This is a genomic window from Mesorhizobium sp. (genome assembly GCF_024509055.1).
In the GTDB taxonomy this organism is placed as follows: domain Bacteria; phylum Pseudomonadota; class Alphaproteobacteria; order Rhizobiales; family Rhizobiaceae; genus Mesorhizobium.
Genome location: NZ_JANINM010000457.1, coordinates 1 through 14369, shown reverse-complemented (window position 1 = coordinate 14369; position 14369 = coordinate 1). Strand labels below are relative to the sequence as shown.

Annotated in this window: 14 protein-coding genes; 8 read left to right on the top strand and 6 right to left on the bottom strand. The window is 64.3% G+C overall.

Annotated elements, in window-relative coordinates:
- Window positions 1-312: ABC transporter permease subunit (locus Q0L57_RS26350; RefSeq protein ID WP_296746008.1), on the top strand; the 312-nt coding region annotated here is incomplete at its 5' end.
- Window positions 309-953 (top strand): amino acid ABC transporter permease, encoded by a 645-nt coding sequence (locus tag Q0L57_RS26345; RefSeq protein ID WP_296746007.1) that lies wholly within the window; start codon window positions 309-311, stop codon window positions 951-953. The genes Q0L57_RS26350 and Q0L57_RS26345, both read left to right, overlap by 4 nt.
- A gap of 42 nt (window positions 954-995) precedes the next feature.
- Here the strand turns inward: Q0L57_RS26345 and Q0L57_RS26340 are convergent, their stop codons facing one another.
- The gene (locus Q0L57_RS26340; protein WP_296746006.1) at window positions 996-2399 is read right to left on the bottom strand and encodes an MATE family efflux transporter; all 1404 of its coding nucleotides are present in this window, start codon (window positions 2397-2399) and stop codon (window positions 996-998) included.
- 241 nt (window positions 2400-2640) lie between these two features.
- On the opposite strand from Q0L57_RS26340, the gene Q0L57_RS26335 reads away from it, so the two are divergent.
- The 6 genes from Q0L57_RS26335 to ugpC all read left to right on the top strand — a co-directional run bounded on the left by Q0L57_RS26335 (window position 2641) and on the right by ugpC (window position 9050).
- Window positions 2641-3558, top strand: coding sequence for an AraC family transcriptional regulator (locus tag Q0L57_RS26335; RefSeq protein WP_296746005.1), 918 nt, complete (start codon window positions 2641-2643; stop codon window positions 3556-3558).
- 280 nt (window positions 3559-3838) lie between these two features.
- Window positions 3839-5071: an extracellular solute-binding protein gene (locus tag Q0L57_RS26330; protein ID WP_296746010.1), complete on the top strand. Its 1233-nt coding sequence runs from the start codon at window positions 3839-3841 to the stop codon at window positions 5069-5071.
- Window positions 5072-5207: 136 nt separating this feature from the next.
- Complete coding sequence (locus tag Q0L57_RS26325; protein ID WP_296746003.1) at window positions 5208-6074, top strand: carbohydrate ABC transporter permease; 867 nt, start codon at window positions 5208-5210, stop codon at window positions 6072-6074.
- Window positions 6075-6085: 11 nt separating this feature from the next.
- Window positions 6086-6898 carry a carbohydrate ABC transporter permease gene (locus Q0L57_RS26320; protein WP_296746009.1) on the top strand — a complete coding sequence of 271 codons (813 nt, stop codon included), beginning with the start codon at window positions 6086-6088 and terminating at the stop codon, window positions 6896-6898.
- 16 nt (window positions 6899-6914) lie between these two features.
- Window positions 6915-7961, top strand: coding sequence for an NAD(P)-dependent alcohol dehydrogenase (locus Q0L57_RS26315; RefSeq protein WP_296746002.1), 1047 nt, complete (start codon window positions 6915-6917; stop codon window positions 7959-7961).
- Between the two features lie 3 nt (window positions 7962-7964).
- A complete protein-coding gene (ugpC, locus tag Q0L57_RS26310) occupies window positions 7965-9050 on the top strand; it encodes a sn-glycerol-3-phosphate ABC transporter ATP-binding protein UgpC (protein WP_296746000.1) in 1086 nt (361 codons plus the stop codon).
- A gap of 9 nt (window positions 9051-9059) precedes the next feature.
- Here ugpC and Q0L57_RS26305 read toward each other — a convergent pair whose 3' ends face one another.
- The 5 genes from Q0L57_RS26305 to Q0L57_RS26285 all read right to left on the bottom strand — a co-directional run.
- Window positions 9060-10646 (bottom strand): FGGY-family carbohydrate kinase, encoded by a 1587-nt coding sequence (locus Q0L57_RS26305; protein WP_296745999.1) that lies wholly within the window; start codon window positions 10644-10646, stop codon window positions 9060-9062.
- Window positions 10643-11326, bottom strand: a complete 684-nt coding sequence (locus tag Q0L57_RS26300; protein WP_296745998.1) for an HAD-IA family hydrolase — start codon at window positions 11324-11326, stop codon at window positions 10643-10645. The genes Q0L57_RS26305 and Q0L57_RS26300 overlap by 4 nt, the downstream gene beginning before the upstream one ends.
- Before the next feature lie 22 nt (window positions 11327-11348).
- On the bottom strand, window positions 11349-12827 hold the full coding sequence (locus Q0L57_RS26295) for a mannitol dehydrogenase family protein (RefSeq protein ID WP_296745997.1): 1479 nt from the start codon (window positions 12825-12827) through the stop codon (window positions 11349-11351).
- A 156-nt stretch (window positions 12828-12983) separates the two neighbouring features.
- Window positions 12984-13754, bottom strand: a complete 771-nt coding sequence (locus tag Q0L57_RS26290; RefSeq protein ID WP_296745996.1) for an L-iditol 2-dehydrogenase — start codon at window positions 13752-13754, stop codon at window positions 12984-12986.
- 10 nt (window positions 13755-13764) lie between these two features.
- The coding region (locus Q0L57_RS26285) for a TOBE domain-containing protein (RefSeq protein ID WP_296745995.1) at window positions 13765-14369 on the bottom strand (605 nt) is incomplete at its 5' end.

The window sequence follows — 14369 nt, the reverse complement described above, 5'->3', positions numbered from 1 at the left end:
CAGACCGAGGCGGCGCTCGCGCTTGGGCTCAGGCCGAGACAGGTGTTCATCAAGATCGTGCTGCCGCAGGCGCTCAAGGTGATCTATCCGGCGCTGACCAGCCAGATCATCATCATGATGCTGGAATCGGCGGTGGTGTCGCAGATCGCGGTGCAGGAACTGACCTACGAGGCGGACATGCTGCAGGCACGCACCTTCCGTGCCTTCGAGACCTATCTGGTGGTGACGCTGGTCTATCTCGGCCTGTCGATGGGGTTGCGCCGGCTGCTCGTCGCCGGCGGGCGCCGGGCTCTTGGAGCGGGCGTGTCATGATCGAATTCACCTTCTGGGACATCCTGCGCAACCTTCTGCTCGCCACACGCTGGACCGTGCTTTTGTCGCTCGCGGCCTTCGCCGGCGGCGCGCTGGTCGGACTTGCCGTGCTGTTCCTGCGCATATCCAAGAGCAAATGGACCAAGCGGATCGCCTCGGGCTACATCGCGCTGTTCCAGGGCACGCCGCTCCTGATGCAGCTTTTCCTGATGTTCTTCGGCCTGCCGATGCTCGGACTGCGCATCGAGCCGTGGACGGCGGCGATGCTTGGTCTCACCTTCTTCGCCAGTGCCTATCTCGCCGAGATCTGGCGCAGCGGCGTCGACGCGCTGCCGCAGGGACAGTGGGATGCCGGCGCCAGCCTCGGCCTTCACTATCTTCAGGAACTGCGGCTGATCATCCTCCCGCAGGCGTTCACCATCACCCGCGCGCCGACCGTCGGCTTCCTGGTGCAGCTGATCAAGTCGACAGCATTGACCTCGATCATCGGCTTCGAGGAACTGGTCAAGACTTCCAACGCCATCAACAACGCCACTTTCGAGCCGTTTACCGTCTACGGCCTGGTGGCGCTGATCTTCTTCCTCATGTGCTTCCCGCTGACGCAATACGCACGCCGGCTGGAGCGGGCCGCTACGCGCTGACGTCAGGATTGTGCGGCTGCCGGCGGACCGGCAGCCCGTCTCTCAATGTCCGAAGGACAGCGACGGCGTGATGCGGTCGCGCCGCAACCAGCGTGCCAGCAGTAGCGCCGCGACCACGGCCAGTCCCGTGGCGAGGCCGATCCAGATACCGACGCCCTCGAGGCCGAAGTGGAAGGCGAGCAGCACGCCGAGCGGCAGGCCCACGCCCCAATAGCCGATCGCGGCATAGATCATCGGCACCTTGGTGTCGTGCAGGCCGCGCAGCATGCCGGCAGCGACAGCCTGCGCGCCGTCGAAGATCTGGAACAGCGCGGCAAAGACCAGGAACGACACGGCAAGCGCGATCACCCTGGCATTGCCCGGATCGGCGAGGTCGATGAAGGCGCTGATCAACAGATGCGGCCACAGGATCATCACCAGCCCCATCAGCGCCATAAAGGAAACACCGATGACATAGGCCGTCCAGCCGGCGCGCGAGACGCCTTCCGCATTGCCGGCGCCATGGGCGAGCCCGACGCGCACGGTCACCGCCTGGTTGAGACCGAGCGGCACCATGAAGGAGATCGATGCGATCTGGATGGCGATGGCGTGCGCGGCCAAGGAATCCGCGTCGATGAGGCCCATCAGCAGCGCCGCCGCGTTGAAGATCGTCACCTCGAACGCGAGGATGCCAGCGATCGGCAGGCCGAGCTTCAGCAGGCCACGAAAGCGCGGCCAATCGGAGCGCCAGAAGCGGCCGAGCAGACGATAGCGGCGGAACTTCTTCTCCAGCATCACTACGGCAGCCAGGCCAACGAACATCAGCGTGCTGGAGAGCGAGGTGGCGAGACCAGAGCCGGCAATGCCCATGGCCCGGAAGCCGAGATTGCCGAACATGAAGACCCAGTTGAACAGCACGTTGCAGGCGACCGCTATGAAGACGATGATCAATGCCCAGCCGGGCCGCTCCAGCGCCGAGATGAAGGAGCGCAGCACGATATAGCCGTAGAATGGCAGCACCGCCCATTGCAGCCAGTGCAGGTAGATGCCGGCCTGATGGGCTAGTTCGGGCTTCTGGCCCATGGCGAGGAGCACCTCCTCGCCATGCGAGAGGAAGAGCCAGATCGGGATCGAGATCAGGATCGCCAGCCACAAACCCTGCCGCACCGTGCGACGCAGGTCGCGTACGGAATGGCGACGTCGGCCGAGTTCGGTCGCCATCATCGGCGAGGTCGCCAGCATCAGGCCGAGCCCGAAGATCAGCGGCATGAAATAGAGGTTGGCGCCGAGCGCGCCGGCGGCCAGCGTGTCGGGGCCCAGCCGGCCCATCATCATGACGTCGGTCGCGGTCATGGCGGTCTGGCCGAGATTGGTAAGCACCATCGGCCAGGCGAGCGCCAATGTCGCCCCGATTTCCTGACGCCAAAGATTTTCCGGCGCGCGGGCGCCGGTTTCGATCGCAGACATTTTCCGCTCTTTCAGAACGCGGCGCGTCGGGACAGGACCCGGAAGCCGCACGTCAAAACGACGAAATTGCGCCGTTTGCGTCGCCTTTTGAACGAAATGCGACATGTTGGCAAGAGAGGAGGACGAGCCAATCATTGATCCAGCGGCAGGACCCCGGCTACTCGTTCACTTGCCTGCCCAGGCCTGCTACGCATGAAGAGCGGGACATGGAGAGCCGGCGCAGTATACCTGGGAGGTGAGGATGCCGTTCAGGCGCAGAAAGAACCCGACCGCCATTCCGCGCACCGTGCCGGCCTTCGAGCACATCGTCACGCAGGCGAGCGACAGTTTCCTGTGGCGGCTGGACGACTACCCCTGGGAGCGCAATGTCTGGAACTTCCATCCGGAATACGAAATCCATCTTTTGCGCAAATCGTCCGGCGTGGTGCTGGTCGGCGACCACATCGGCGAGTTCGGGCCGGGTTATCTGACGATCGTGGGCGGCGGCCTGCCACATGACTGGGTGACCGCGGTTCAGCCCGGCGAGCTAATCGAAGGCCGCGACATCGTCCTGCAGTTCGACCCGGAGCGCCTGCGCGGATCGGCCGGATTGCTGCCGGAACTGCGCGAGCTGGAGCCGTTCCTGGAACGGTCGCTCCGAGGCATAGTCTTCCACGGCCGGACCGCCATCGACGGCGCCGCGTTGATGGAGGCGATGGGCGCGGTGCACGGACTTACAAGGTTTCGCCTGTTCGTCGAGCTGCTGGATTTGCTGGCCAAGACCGATGAATACGAGCTCCTGTCGTCGCCGGATTTCTCGCCGGCTCTCGACGCCGCCTCGCTCGACATCATCCAGCGCACACTGACCTACCTGTTCCAGCATTTCGCCGAAGACTTGAAGCTTCCGGACGTGGCGGAACTGGCCGGCATGAGCGAAAGCACGTTCTCGCGCTTCTTCCAAAAGAACACCGGCAACAGTTTCAGCGATCATGTGGCCAAGCTCAGGCTTTGGCAAGCCTGCAAGCTGCTCGCCGATACCGAAACCCCGATCACGGACATCTGTTTTCAGGTCGGCTACATGAATATCTCCAACTTCAACCGGGCCTTCCTGCGCAAGCACAAGATGACCCCGTCATCCTATCGAAAGCTGTCACGGCAGAGGCTGACGTTGCGGGCCTGATCAGGCCGGAACCTCACCCAAGGCAGGACTGATACTCGTGTGTCGGGCTGTTATCACCTGGGCGATTCTTTTGCATCGCACAATGCATAAAAGTACAGGTCTGCTGCAAGCAGGCTTCTAGCTTGCCCTGTTGCAACTCCTCATTGTCAGCACAGGACGGCAGGTTGCCCGGGTGACGGTGAGGGTCATGGCCCGTGGACTTCCGCCTCCTGCAAGTCATGTTGGAGGAGAAAAGACAATGAAATCAATTAGGCTCGCTGCCAGCCTGGGCGCAGCTTTCATGCTTACAGCTTCCGTTTCAACCTTGGCGCTGGCCCAGACCCCGGTCTGCTCGGCCCCGGTCAAGGTGCTGGCACAACCGCGCGACGGGCTCACCCTGCTCGAGGACTCCAAGGAAGAGTTCAAGAAGCTCTCCGGCGCCGGCTTCCAGATCGACTATCTCAACGAGAACGACCGCCGTGCGAAATCGCGCGCCGACGCGTCTACCGTCGGCAACTACAACGTCTACTATGTCGACGAGGCCAACGTGGCGCTTTTCGCCTCGTCGAAGTGGATCGTGCCGCTGACCGATTATTATCCGGCTGAATACGACTTCGCCGATTTCGATCCGGGCCGCCAGAAGGTCGCCACCTATGACGGCAAGGTCTGGTTCGCGCCGCTGACCGGGGGCGGCGACCTGATGGTCTATCGCAAGGACGTGCTCGAAGCCGCCGGCATCCAGCCGCCGAAGACGCTGGACGAGCTCATCGCCGACGTGCCGAAGCTGACCGATCCAGGCAAGGGCATGTACGGCATTGCCTTGCGAGGCGCGCGCGGCTCGGGCGCCAATGTCTGGCGCTGGATGCCCTTCTTCAAGGCTTACGGTGGCAAGTGGTTCGACGGTGACAAGCCGGCTTTCAATTCGGACGCGGCTGTGAAGGCGACCGAGACCTATCTCAAGCTGTTCAAGGATTCCGCACCGGGGACCCAGACCGGCAGCTGGGATGAATCGACCGGCGCCTTCCTCTCCGGCCAGGTCGCCATCCTCGTCGAATCGACGCCGCTTTCGGGCATGGCGGTCGATCCCAAGACCTCACAGGTCGTCGGCAAGGTCGGCTTCCTGCCGCCGCCCTCGCCGCTGCCCGGCGGCGGCTACGGCCACGGACTTGCCATCGCGGCCAAGGCCAATGCAGACGACACCTCGAAAAAATGCGCAGGCCTGTTCGTCGCCTGGGCGACCTCGAAGGAAAACGAGAAGCGCCGCCTCGACGCGCATCAGTTCGGCGAGTTGAACCGCACCAGCGTCCTGTCCAGCAAGGAATTCGCCGACATCTACGGCGCCGATCTCGGCAAGGCGCTGGCCGACACCGGCAAGGTCACCGCGGTGAACTTCTGGCAGGACCCGCGCTGGCCCGATCTCGGCGACCGCTGGGGCATCATCCTGGAAGAGCTGGTCACCGGCACGCGCACCGACATCAAGGGCGGCCTCAACGAACTCGAGGCCTACGCCAACGATCTGGTGAAGAAGAAGTAATCCTCCCGCCCGCGACGCGCGTTCCACGGCACTCGCCGGAGTGCCGGGACCTGCGCGTCGCGGAAACCTTTTCGCCGACTATTGCTTCCGGACAGCGGCCGAGACCCGGTATCCGGAACACAAGCGAGGATAGGCAATGCGCCGACGCTCATCTCTGCCGGTCACGTTTCTCGTTCCGACTCTGGCCATCCTGCTCGTGCTGTCGATGGTGCCGACGCTCTACGCCATCGTCATCGCCCTGCAGAACCGGGAGCTGAGTTCGTCCGGCTATTCCTGGGTCTGGTTCTCGAACTTCGCCGACCTCTTCCTCGACCGCCGCTTCCTCAATGCCGTCTGGGTCTCGGTGAAATGGGAGATCGTCACCGTGGTTGCCACCATGGCGGTGGCGATCGGGCTCGGCGTGCTGATGTTCGAGGCGGCCTCGCCGCGCCTGCGCAATTTCTACTGCCTGCTGTTCATCATTCCGGTGCTGTTGCCCCGCGTCTCGGCCGCCTTCGTGTGGAAGTTCGCCTATCACCCGCTCTACGGCATCGCCACCTATCCCTACCGGCTTCTCACCGGCGGACTGATCTTCGACCCGCTTTCCCAAGCATCCACGGCGCTGTTCGCGGTCGCCTCGGTCGATGTCTGGCAGTGGGGGCTGTTCTTCGCCGTGATCGTGCTGAAGCTGCTCGAGACCTTGCCGCCGCAGCCGATCGAGGCGGCCAGGCTCGACCACGCGCGACGCTGGCAGATCCATGCCTATGTGACGCTGCCGATGCTCAAGGCGCCGCTGATCAGCCTGATGTTCGTCAAGATGATCGAGTCGCTGCGCTCATTCGACCTGATCTATGTGATGACGCGCGGCGGGCCGGGCGTGGCGACCGAAACGCTCGACATGTACGCCTTCTCGCAGGGTTTCATCGAGTCCGGCAAGGTGTCCTACGCGTCGGCCATGGCGGTGCTGATGATGATCGCGACGGTCATCACCTTCACTTTCCTGTGGAAGCGGGTGCAGGCATGAAGCCATCTCCGATAAGACTGGGCCGCCTGATGGCCAAGACCATCCTGGCGCTGGCCGGCTTCATGGCCGTGTTCCCGCTGCTGTGGACCGCGCTCAACGCCTTCAAGAACAATGTCGACATCATCACGCGCATCCCGCGGCTGGTCTTCACGCCGACGCTCGACAATGTCAGCTACATTCTGGGCCGCGACAGCGTGCTCACCGGCCTCTACAACTCCGTGGTCGCCTGCGGCTCGGCCGTGCTGATCGGCGTCGTGCTCGGCCTGCCGGCGGCCTATGCCGTGGCCCGCTATCCCAACCGCTGGGCCGGCGACATCCAGTTCTTCGTGCTGTCGCTGCGCTTCCTGCCGCCCGTTGCGGTCGCCATTCCGCTGATGGTGATCTGGCTTCAGATCGGCCTCTACGACACGCTTCCCGCGCTGATCGTCACCTATTCGCTGCTGACCATCTCCGTCAACATGTGGCTTGCCATCCCGGCCTTCCAGGGCGTGCCGAAGGAGATCGAGGAGGCGGCCTTCGTCGACGGCTACGGCGCCTATTCCGTGTTCTGGCGGATCGCGCTTCCCGTCGCGGCGCGCTCGCTCGCCGGCGCCATCGCCTTCAGCTTCGTGCTGGTCTGGAACGAGTTCCTGATCGCGCTGATGCTGTCGAGCTCGAACGCCAAGACATTGCCGATCGTCGCCTCGGAGCTGTCGCAGCAGGGCATGAACGTGCCGTGGGGAATCCTCAACGCCTCGGTCGTGCTCTTGTCGCTGCCGCCGCTGCTGTTCCTCGGTGTCCTGAGCGGCTTCCTGAATTCCGTTTTCCGGCAAAAGAAAAGTTGAAGTGAGGCTTATACCGATGCGGGCACTCGTGCTTGAGAAAAAAGGTGAACTGTCGCTGCGCGAGATCGCGCTGCCGCTCGATGTCGGGCCGGACGACGTCAAGATCGCCATCCACACCGTCGGCGTCTGCGGCAGCGACGTGCATTATTATACGCATGGCGCCATCGGCAGCTACATCGTGCGCCAGCCGATGGTGCTCGGCCACGAGGCCTCCGGAACGATTGTCGCGACCGGGGCCAATATCGAGACACTCAGGGTCGGCGACCGGGTCTGCATGGAGCCCGGCGTGCCCAACCTATCATCGCGCGCGAGCAAGCTCGGCATCTACAATGTCGATCCCGACGTCACCTTCTGGGCGACGCCGCCGGTGCATGGCGTGCTGGCGCCGTATGCAGTTCACCCCGCGGCCTTTACTTACAAGCTACCGGACAATGTCTCCTTCGCCGAAGGCGCGATGGTGGAACCCTTCGCCATCGGCATGCAGGCGGCGACCCGCGCCAGGATTGTGCCGGGCGACGTCGCCGTCGTCATCGGATGCGGCCCGATCGGCATCATGATCGCGCTTGCGGCTTTAGCCGGCGGGTGCTCCAAGGTGCTCATCTCCGACTTTTCAGCCCCGAAGCTGGCAATCGCCGCGCAATATGCCGGAATCGAGCCAATCAATATCGGCGCGCAATCGCTGGCCGACGCCGTCGCGACGGCGACCGACAATTGGGGCGCCGATGTCGTCTTCGAAGCGAGCGGCAACCCGAAAGCCTTTGCCGACCTGTTCGCGGTCGTGCGGCCCGGCGGCGCGGTCGTGCTGGTGGGCCTGCCGGTCGAGGCCGTCAGCCTCGACGTGCCGGCGGCAATCGCCAAGGAGGTGCGCATCGAAACCGTGTTCCGCTACGCCAACATCTTCGACCGCGCCCTGCAGCTGATCGCCTCCGGCAAGGTGGACCTCAAGCCGCTCATCACCGGCACTTTCGACTTCTCCGACAGCATCAAGGCGTTCGAGCGGGCAGCCACAGGCAACCCGCAGGACGTCAAGCTGCAGATCCTGCTTACCGGCGAGAAGGGCTGATAGATGTCCGCGATCGTTTGCTCCCATGTCGACAAGGCCTATGGCGCCACGACCGTGATCCGCGACTTGAACCTGTCGATCGAGGAACACGAGTTCGTCGTCTTCCTCGGTCCGTCCGGCTGCGGCAAGTCCACACTACTCAGGATGCTGGCGGGGTTGGAGGATATCAGCGGCGGCGAGGTGTCCATCGGCGGCAAGGTGGTCAACGACCTCGACCCCGGCGACCGGGGCATCGCCATGGTGTTCCAGAACTATGCGCTCTATCCGCACATGACGATCTTCGACAACATCGCCTTCGGGCTGAAGCGGCTGAAGGTGCCCGCGCCGGAAATCCGGAAGCGGGTCGAGGCGGTCTCCGGGACGCTTGGCCTCGAACCCTATCTCGGCCGCAAGCCGGCCGAGCTTTCCGGCGGCCAGCAGCAGCGCGTGGCGATCGCGCGCGCCATGATCAAGACGCCCAAGGTCTTCCTGTTCGACGAGCCATTGTCCAATCTCGACGCGAAGCTGCGCAACCATATGCGTGTTGAGATCGCACGACTGCACCAGTCGCTGAAGACCACGACGGTCTATGTCACCCACGACCAGCTGGAAGCGATGACGCTCGCCGACCGCATCGTGCTGCTCAAGGATGGCGTCATCGAGCAGGTGGGCTCGCCGGCGGAAATCTATGGGCGGCCGGGCAACATGTTCGTAGCGGGCTTCATCGGCACGCCGAACATGAACTTCATCGAGGTCACTGTCGGCAAAACCAGGGATGGCTGGACACTGACAGGCGCCGGAACGGTCCTTGCGATCGAAGGCCGAAGCTTCCATCTGCAGCACGGCGCTCGCGCCGTGCTCGGTATCCGGCCACCGGACCTCAACACCGCGAGCGCGGCCGCCGGCAACGTGCTGCAGGGCACCGCCGACCTCATCGAATTCCATGGCAATGACGCGTTGGTGACGTTCGGCTCCGGCGGCAAGGAGATCAGCGCGCTGGTGCCGGCCCGCGAATGCCCGCGGCAGCGCGCGCCTGTCCGCTACACGTTCGATGAGGAGAGCGTCCACCTGTTCGACGCGGCTACGGGAGCATCGCTGCGCAAGCAATAAGGTCCGGCGCTATCCGATCGTGTCGAGCACCTGCCTTTGCCGGTGCATCTCCAGGAAGATCCGATAGTCGCGATCGAAGCGGGCGCCGGCGGCCGGGTTGGCGGCGCGCTTCTTGCCGCCCTGTTGCATGGCCACGCAAGCCGCGTTCAGATCCGGATAGAGCCCGGCCGCGGTCGCGGCCACCATGCCGGTGCCGAGCAGCACCGCCTCGTCGGCCAGCGGCTCGATGACGGTGCAGCCCGTTGCATCGGCGTAGAGCTCCATCAGCAGGGGGTTCTTGGTATGGCCGCCGGTGACGTGCAGGGTGTCGATCAGATAGCCGTTCTCGTTCAACGCCTCGAGCACATGGCGCACGCCGAGCGCGATGCCGACGGCGGTTCGCCAATAGAGCCTGCACAGGCTGTCGAAGGAGGAATCGAGTGTCAACCCGCTGATCACGCCGACGGCGTGAGGATCGGCGAGCGGCGAGCGGTTGCCATGGAAATCAGGCAGCACATGCAGCCTTGCGGCCAACGCATCGCCCTCGACCGCGCGCAGCTCGGCGACACGCCCGGCGATCTTCATGTGCATGGCCGCGTCGGGCTCGCCGCCGGCGCCGTGCCAGCGGATAATGTGGTCGAGTAGCGCACCGGTCGCCGACTGGCCGCCCTCGGACAGCCAGAGCGTCGGCAACGCGGCGCCGTAATACGGACCCCAGACGCCGGCAAAGGGCTGCGGATCGAGCGACATCGCCATGACGCAGGACGATGTGCCGGCAATCAACGCCAGATGCCGGCTGATGTTCGTCTCGTCGCCGGCAAAGCCGCCGAGCACGCCGAGCGCACCAGCATAGGCGTCGATGACGCCGGCGCCGACGCGGCATTCTTCGGTCAGGCCGAGCTCGGCCGCGGCTTCAGCCGTCAGCGGACCGATATCGGCGCCGACGGGGCTCGCCTTTTCCGGGAGGTTGCCGTGCTCGAAGAGATCGCCGAGGCCGACGAGCTCGAAGAAGTCACGCCGCCAGCTCTTCGCCTCATGCGCGAGATAGGTCCACTTGGCCGTCAGCGTGCATTGCGAGCGGGCAAGCGAGCCGCTCGCCTTCCACGTCAGGAAATCGGCCAGGTCGAAAAGATAGCCGGCTTCATTCCATGTCCCGGGCAGGTTGCGCTTGAGCCACATCAGCTTCGGCGTTTCCATTTCCGGCGACATCACCCCGCCGATATAGTCGAGCACGGCGTGGCCGCTGCTTGTGCACTCGTCGGCCTCGGTAATGGCTCGGTGATCGAGCCAGACGATGGTGTCCCAACGCTTCTCGCCGGTGACGGAGACGCTGAGCTGGCCGCCCTGCCGGTCGCGCACCACCAGCGAGCATGTGGCGTCGAAAGAGATGCCGACGACATCCTTGGCGGCGACGCCCGCCTTGTCGCGCGCGGCACGCACCGCCGCGCAGACGGCGGACCAGATATCCTGCGAATCGTGCTCGGCGTGATCGGCCCTGGGCTGGTGCATGGCGATCGGCCGTTCGGCGCGGCCAAGCAGGTTGCCTTGCGAATCGAGAATGCCCGCGCGAGCGCTCCCGGTGCCGACATCGACCGCGCAAACGAAACTCTTCGTCAAGATGCTTTTACTCTCGCTCCCAGGCCTGCAATCAGATCGGGCAATTGCAGCATGTCAGCGAATATAAAGTCCGGTTCGGTCGAAGCAAGCCGCGCTTTCAATGCCGGGTTGCCGGCATGCGAGCCGCCGGTGAAGGCAAAGACGCGCATGCCCGCCGCGCGCGCCGCGGCGACGCCGGCCGGACTGTCCTCGATGACCAGGCATTTACGCGGTTTTGCCCGCATCGTGGCCGCGGCATGGAGGAAGAGGTCGGGCGCCGGCTTGCCGCGCTTGACCATGGCTGCGCTGAAGAGATGCGGTTCCATGAACCCAAGCAGGCCGGTGACATCGAGCGAATAGCGGATGCGTTCCAGCGTGCCGGAGGACGCGACACAGAAGGGCAGGCCGAGCTTCGGCAGCATTTCCCTGACGCCGGGGATCGGCTTCAGCTCCTCGCGGAACTTGCGCATCAGGTCGACGCGCATGGCGGTCAGATGCTCGTCGCTGATTTCCAGCCCGAAGTCACGGCCGAGAATCTCGCGCACGCTCTTCATGCTCTTGCCCAGGAAATGCTCGTAGGCGGCGTCCTCGCCGACCTCGCCGCCGGCAAGCCTGATCATGCCCAGCAACGCCGAAACCGAGAGCGCCTCGCTGTCCACCAGGACGCCGTCACAGTCGAAGATGACCAGTTCGGGCGTCATCTTGCAGTTGCTTCCAGTGGTTCTACAGCCTGCCGGCGAGATAGCGCGTCAGGGTTTCGCGCGCGCCGTTGGCCCACAGCACGTTGAGCGAATGGGCGAAGGCCTCGGCGAACACTGCGGAGCGGCCGACATCGCCATAGATGTCCTCCATGGCCAGCCAGGCGTCGGGATTGTCTTTCGCCGCCTTCGCGGTCCCCTGCATGCGATCCCAGCTGGGGTCGTTCGGCTCGATGACGGCGCCGCTGTCGGTGGTGCCGAAGCAATAGCGGCACCAGAGCGCCGACTCCAGCGCGAGGCCCGCGACTCCCTTGCCCGCCTTCAGCCGGTCGGCAATCGTCGGGATGATGAATTTCGGCTGCCGGTTGGAGCCGTCGAGGCAGAGCCGGCGGACGGTGTCGCCGATCTTCGGGTTTGAGAAACGGCGCTCGATGAGCTGGTAGTAATCCTCCAGGTCGGTGTTCGGCACCGGCGGCACGGTCGGGATGATCTCGTCATGCTCGAGCTTGGAAAGGAAATCGCGCACCAACGGTTCCTGCATCGCTTCATGCACGAAATGGATGTCCATCAGTCCAGCCGGATAGGCTATTGTGGCGTGGCCGCCATTGAGGATGCGAATCTTCATCAGCTCGTAGGGCGAGACATCCTTGACGAACTGCACGCCGACCTTTTCCAGCGCCGGGCGGCCGGCGGTGAAATGATCCTCCAGCACCCATTGCTTGAACGGCTCGCAGAATACCGGCCAATTGTCCTCCAGGTCGAAATCGTCGGCGAGGATCTTGCGCTCGCGGTCGGTGGTGGCCGGCGTGATGCGGTCGACCATGCCGTTCGGGAAAGCGACATGATCGCTCACCCAGTTGGCGAGGTCCTCATCGATCAGCCGGGCGAGGCCGATGACGCCATCCGACGTCACGTGGCCGTTGTGGGGGATGTTGTCGCAGGACATGACCGTGAACGGCACGATGCCGTCGGCGCGGCGGCGCAGCAGGCCGGCCAGGATGATGCCGAACACGGTCTTCGGCGCAGCGTCCGGCTGCGCGTCCGCGACGATGTCGGGATGGGCGGGATTGAACTTGCCCGAGGCCGGATCGATGAAATAACCGCCTTCGGTGATGGTCAGCGAGACGATCTTGATCGCCGGGTCGGCGAGTTGGTCGGTGATCGCGGCTGCGTCGCCAGGCGTCAGGAAATCGATCATGGCGCCGGTGACGCGAGCACTCATGTGGCCCTGGTCCTGCTCGACCACGGTGGTCAGCCAGTCCTGTTCCTCGAGCCTGGCGCGTCCGGCCTTTTCGCCTTCGAACACGCCGGCCCCGATCAGCGCCCAGTCGTGACCGAGCCCGGAATTGAACAGATCGTCGAGATAAACGGCCTGATGCGAGCGGTGGAAGTTTCCGACGCCGAAATGCACGATGCCGGCCTTCAACGCGGCGCGGTCGTATTTCGGACCGGAGACCTTTGCAGGGAGCTTGGCGAGGTTAGAGGAAGAGAGTTTCACGGTCATCTGGTTTACCCTTCGGTCGGCGCTCGGCCCAACAATTCGACCTCGTTCAGGAGAGCGGTGAGGGGCGGCAACGTTGCTACGCGCCGTCCCTCACCTGCCCCGTGGTGCATTTCCCCGGAGGAAGGGAAAAGCACCGTCCCCCTCAACTCGTCCCCATCAACTCAGCCATTGGCCGCCATCGACGTTGTAGGTCTGAGCAACGATGTATTCGGCCTCGTCGCTGGCGAGGAAAACGGCCATGCCGGTCAGGTCTTCCGCCCTGCCCATGCGGCCATAGGGCACGCCTTCGCCGACGAGCTTCTTCTTCTCGCCCTTCGGCCGGTTCTCGTATTTGGCGAACAGCGAATCGACATGATCCCAATGCTCGCCATCGACGACGCCCGGCGCGATGGCGTTGACGTTGATCCGATGCTTGATCAGGTCCAGTCCCGCCGATTGGGTCAGCGAGATGACGGCGGCCTTGGTGGCGCAATAGACGGCGACCAGCGCTTCGCCACGCCGCCCCGCCTGGCTCGCCATGTTGATGATCCTGCCGCCCTTGCCGCGCGCGACCATCGAACGGGCCGCGGCCTGCAGCATGAACAGCGTGCCGGCGACGTTGACGGAAAAAAGCTTGTCATAGCTTGCCCTGCTGATCTCGACGATCGGCGCCAGATCGAACAAAGCTGCATTGTTGATGAGGATATCGAGGCCACCGGTCTTCGCCTCGACCGCCTTGACCGCGGCCTCGATCGAAGACTGGTCGGTGACGTCGAGCCGGATGGCGTAGGCGGACGGGCCGATCGCGCTCGCCGTTGCTTCCGCTGCCTCGAGGTTGATGTCGGCGATCGCCACCGTCGCGCCTTCGCGCACGTAGGCTTCGGCGAAGGCCCTGCCGATGCCGCGCGCCGATCCGGTGACCAGCGCCGATTTGCCTTTCAGCCTCACTTTGCCGTCCTCACTGGGCAAGCGCCTTGCCGTCGGCGCCGAAGCGATGGAGCTTGGCCCTGTCGGGGGTCAGGTACACGGTGTCGCCATGCTTCACGCCGACCTCGCCGTCGGCGCGGACATTGATCGTGCCGATGCCGTCGGCCTGGACATGCAGGAAAGTGTCGGAGCCGAGATGCTCGGCGACGCCCACCGTCGCCTTCCAGTCACCGGCCGTGGTCGAGATGTTGAGGTGCTCGGGCCGGATGCCGATGGTCTTGGCGCCGTATTTGTCGGCCGGCGCGCCTTCGATCATGTTCATCTTCGGCGAGCCAATGAAGCCGGCGACGAAGAGATTGCGCGGCGTCTTGTATAGTTCCATCGGCGAACCGACTTGCTCGATGTTGCCGGCATTCAGCACGACGATCTTGTCGGCCATGGTCATGGCCTCGACCTGGTCGTGGGTGACGTAGATCATCGTCGTCTTCAGCTGATGGTGCAGCTCGCTGATCTCCAGCCGCATGGTGCCGCGAAGTGCCGCGTCGAGGTTGGACAGCGGCTCGTCGAACAGGAAGGCCGAGGGCTGGCGCACGATGGCGCGGCCGATGGCGACGCGCTGGCGCTGGCCGCCGGAGA

What these genes read in the sequence shown, in the direction of transcription:
- Q0L57_RS26345 (WP_296746007.1), top strand. Translation starts at nt 309, where the DNA reads ATGATCGAATTCACCTTCTGGGACATCCTGCGCAACCTTCTGCTCGCC.
- Q0L57_RS26340 (WP_296746006.1), bottom strand. Translation starts at nt 2,399, where the DNA reads ATGTCTGCGATCGAAACCGGCGCCCGCGCGCCGGAAAATCTTTGGCGT.
- Q0L57_RS26335 (WP_296746005.1), top strand. Translation starts at nt 2,641, where the DNA reads ATGCCGTTCAGGCGCAGAAAGAACCCGACCGCCATTCCGCGCACCGTG.
- Q0L57_RS26330 (WP_296746010.1), top strand. Translation starts at nt 3,839, where the DNA reads ATGCTTACAGCTTCCGTTTCAACCTTGGCGCTGGCCCAGACCCCGGTC.
- Q0L57_RS26325 (WP_296746003.1), top strand. Translation starts at nt 5,208, where the DNA reads ATGCGCCGACGCTCATCTCTGCCGGTCACGTTTCTCGTTCCGACTCTG.
- Q0L57_RS26315 (WP_296746002.1), top strand. Translation starts at nt 6,915, where the DNA reads ATGCGGGCACTCGTGCTTGAGAAAAAAGGTGAACTGTCGCTGCGCGAG.
- ugpC (WP_296746000.1), top strand. Translation starts at nt 7,965, where the DNA reads ATGTCCGCGATCGTTTGCTCCCATGTCGACAAGGCCTATGGCGCCACG.
- Q0L57_RS26300 (WP_296745998.1), bottom strand. Translation starts at nt 11,326, where the DNA reads ATGACGCCCGAACTGGTCATCTTCGACTGTGACGGCGTCCTGGTGGAC.
- Q0L57_RS26295 (WP_296745997.1), bottom strand. Translation starts at nt 12,827, where the DNA reads ATGACCGTGAAACTCTCTTCCTCTAACCTCGCCAAGCTCCCTGCAAAG.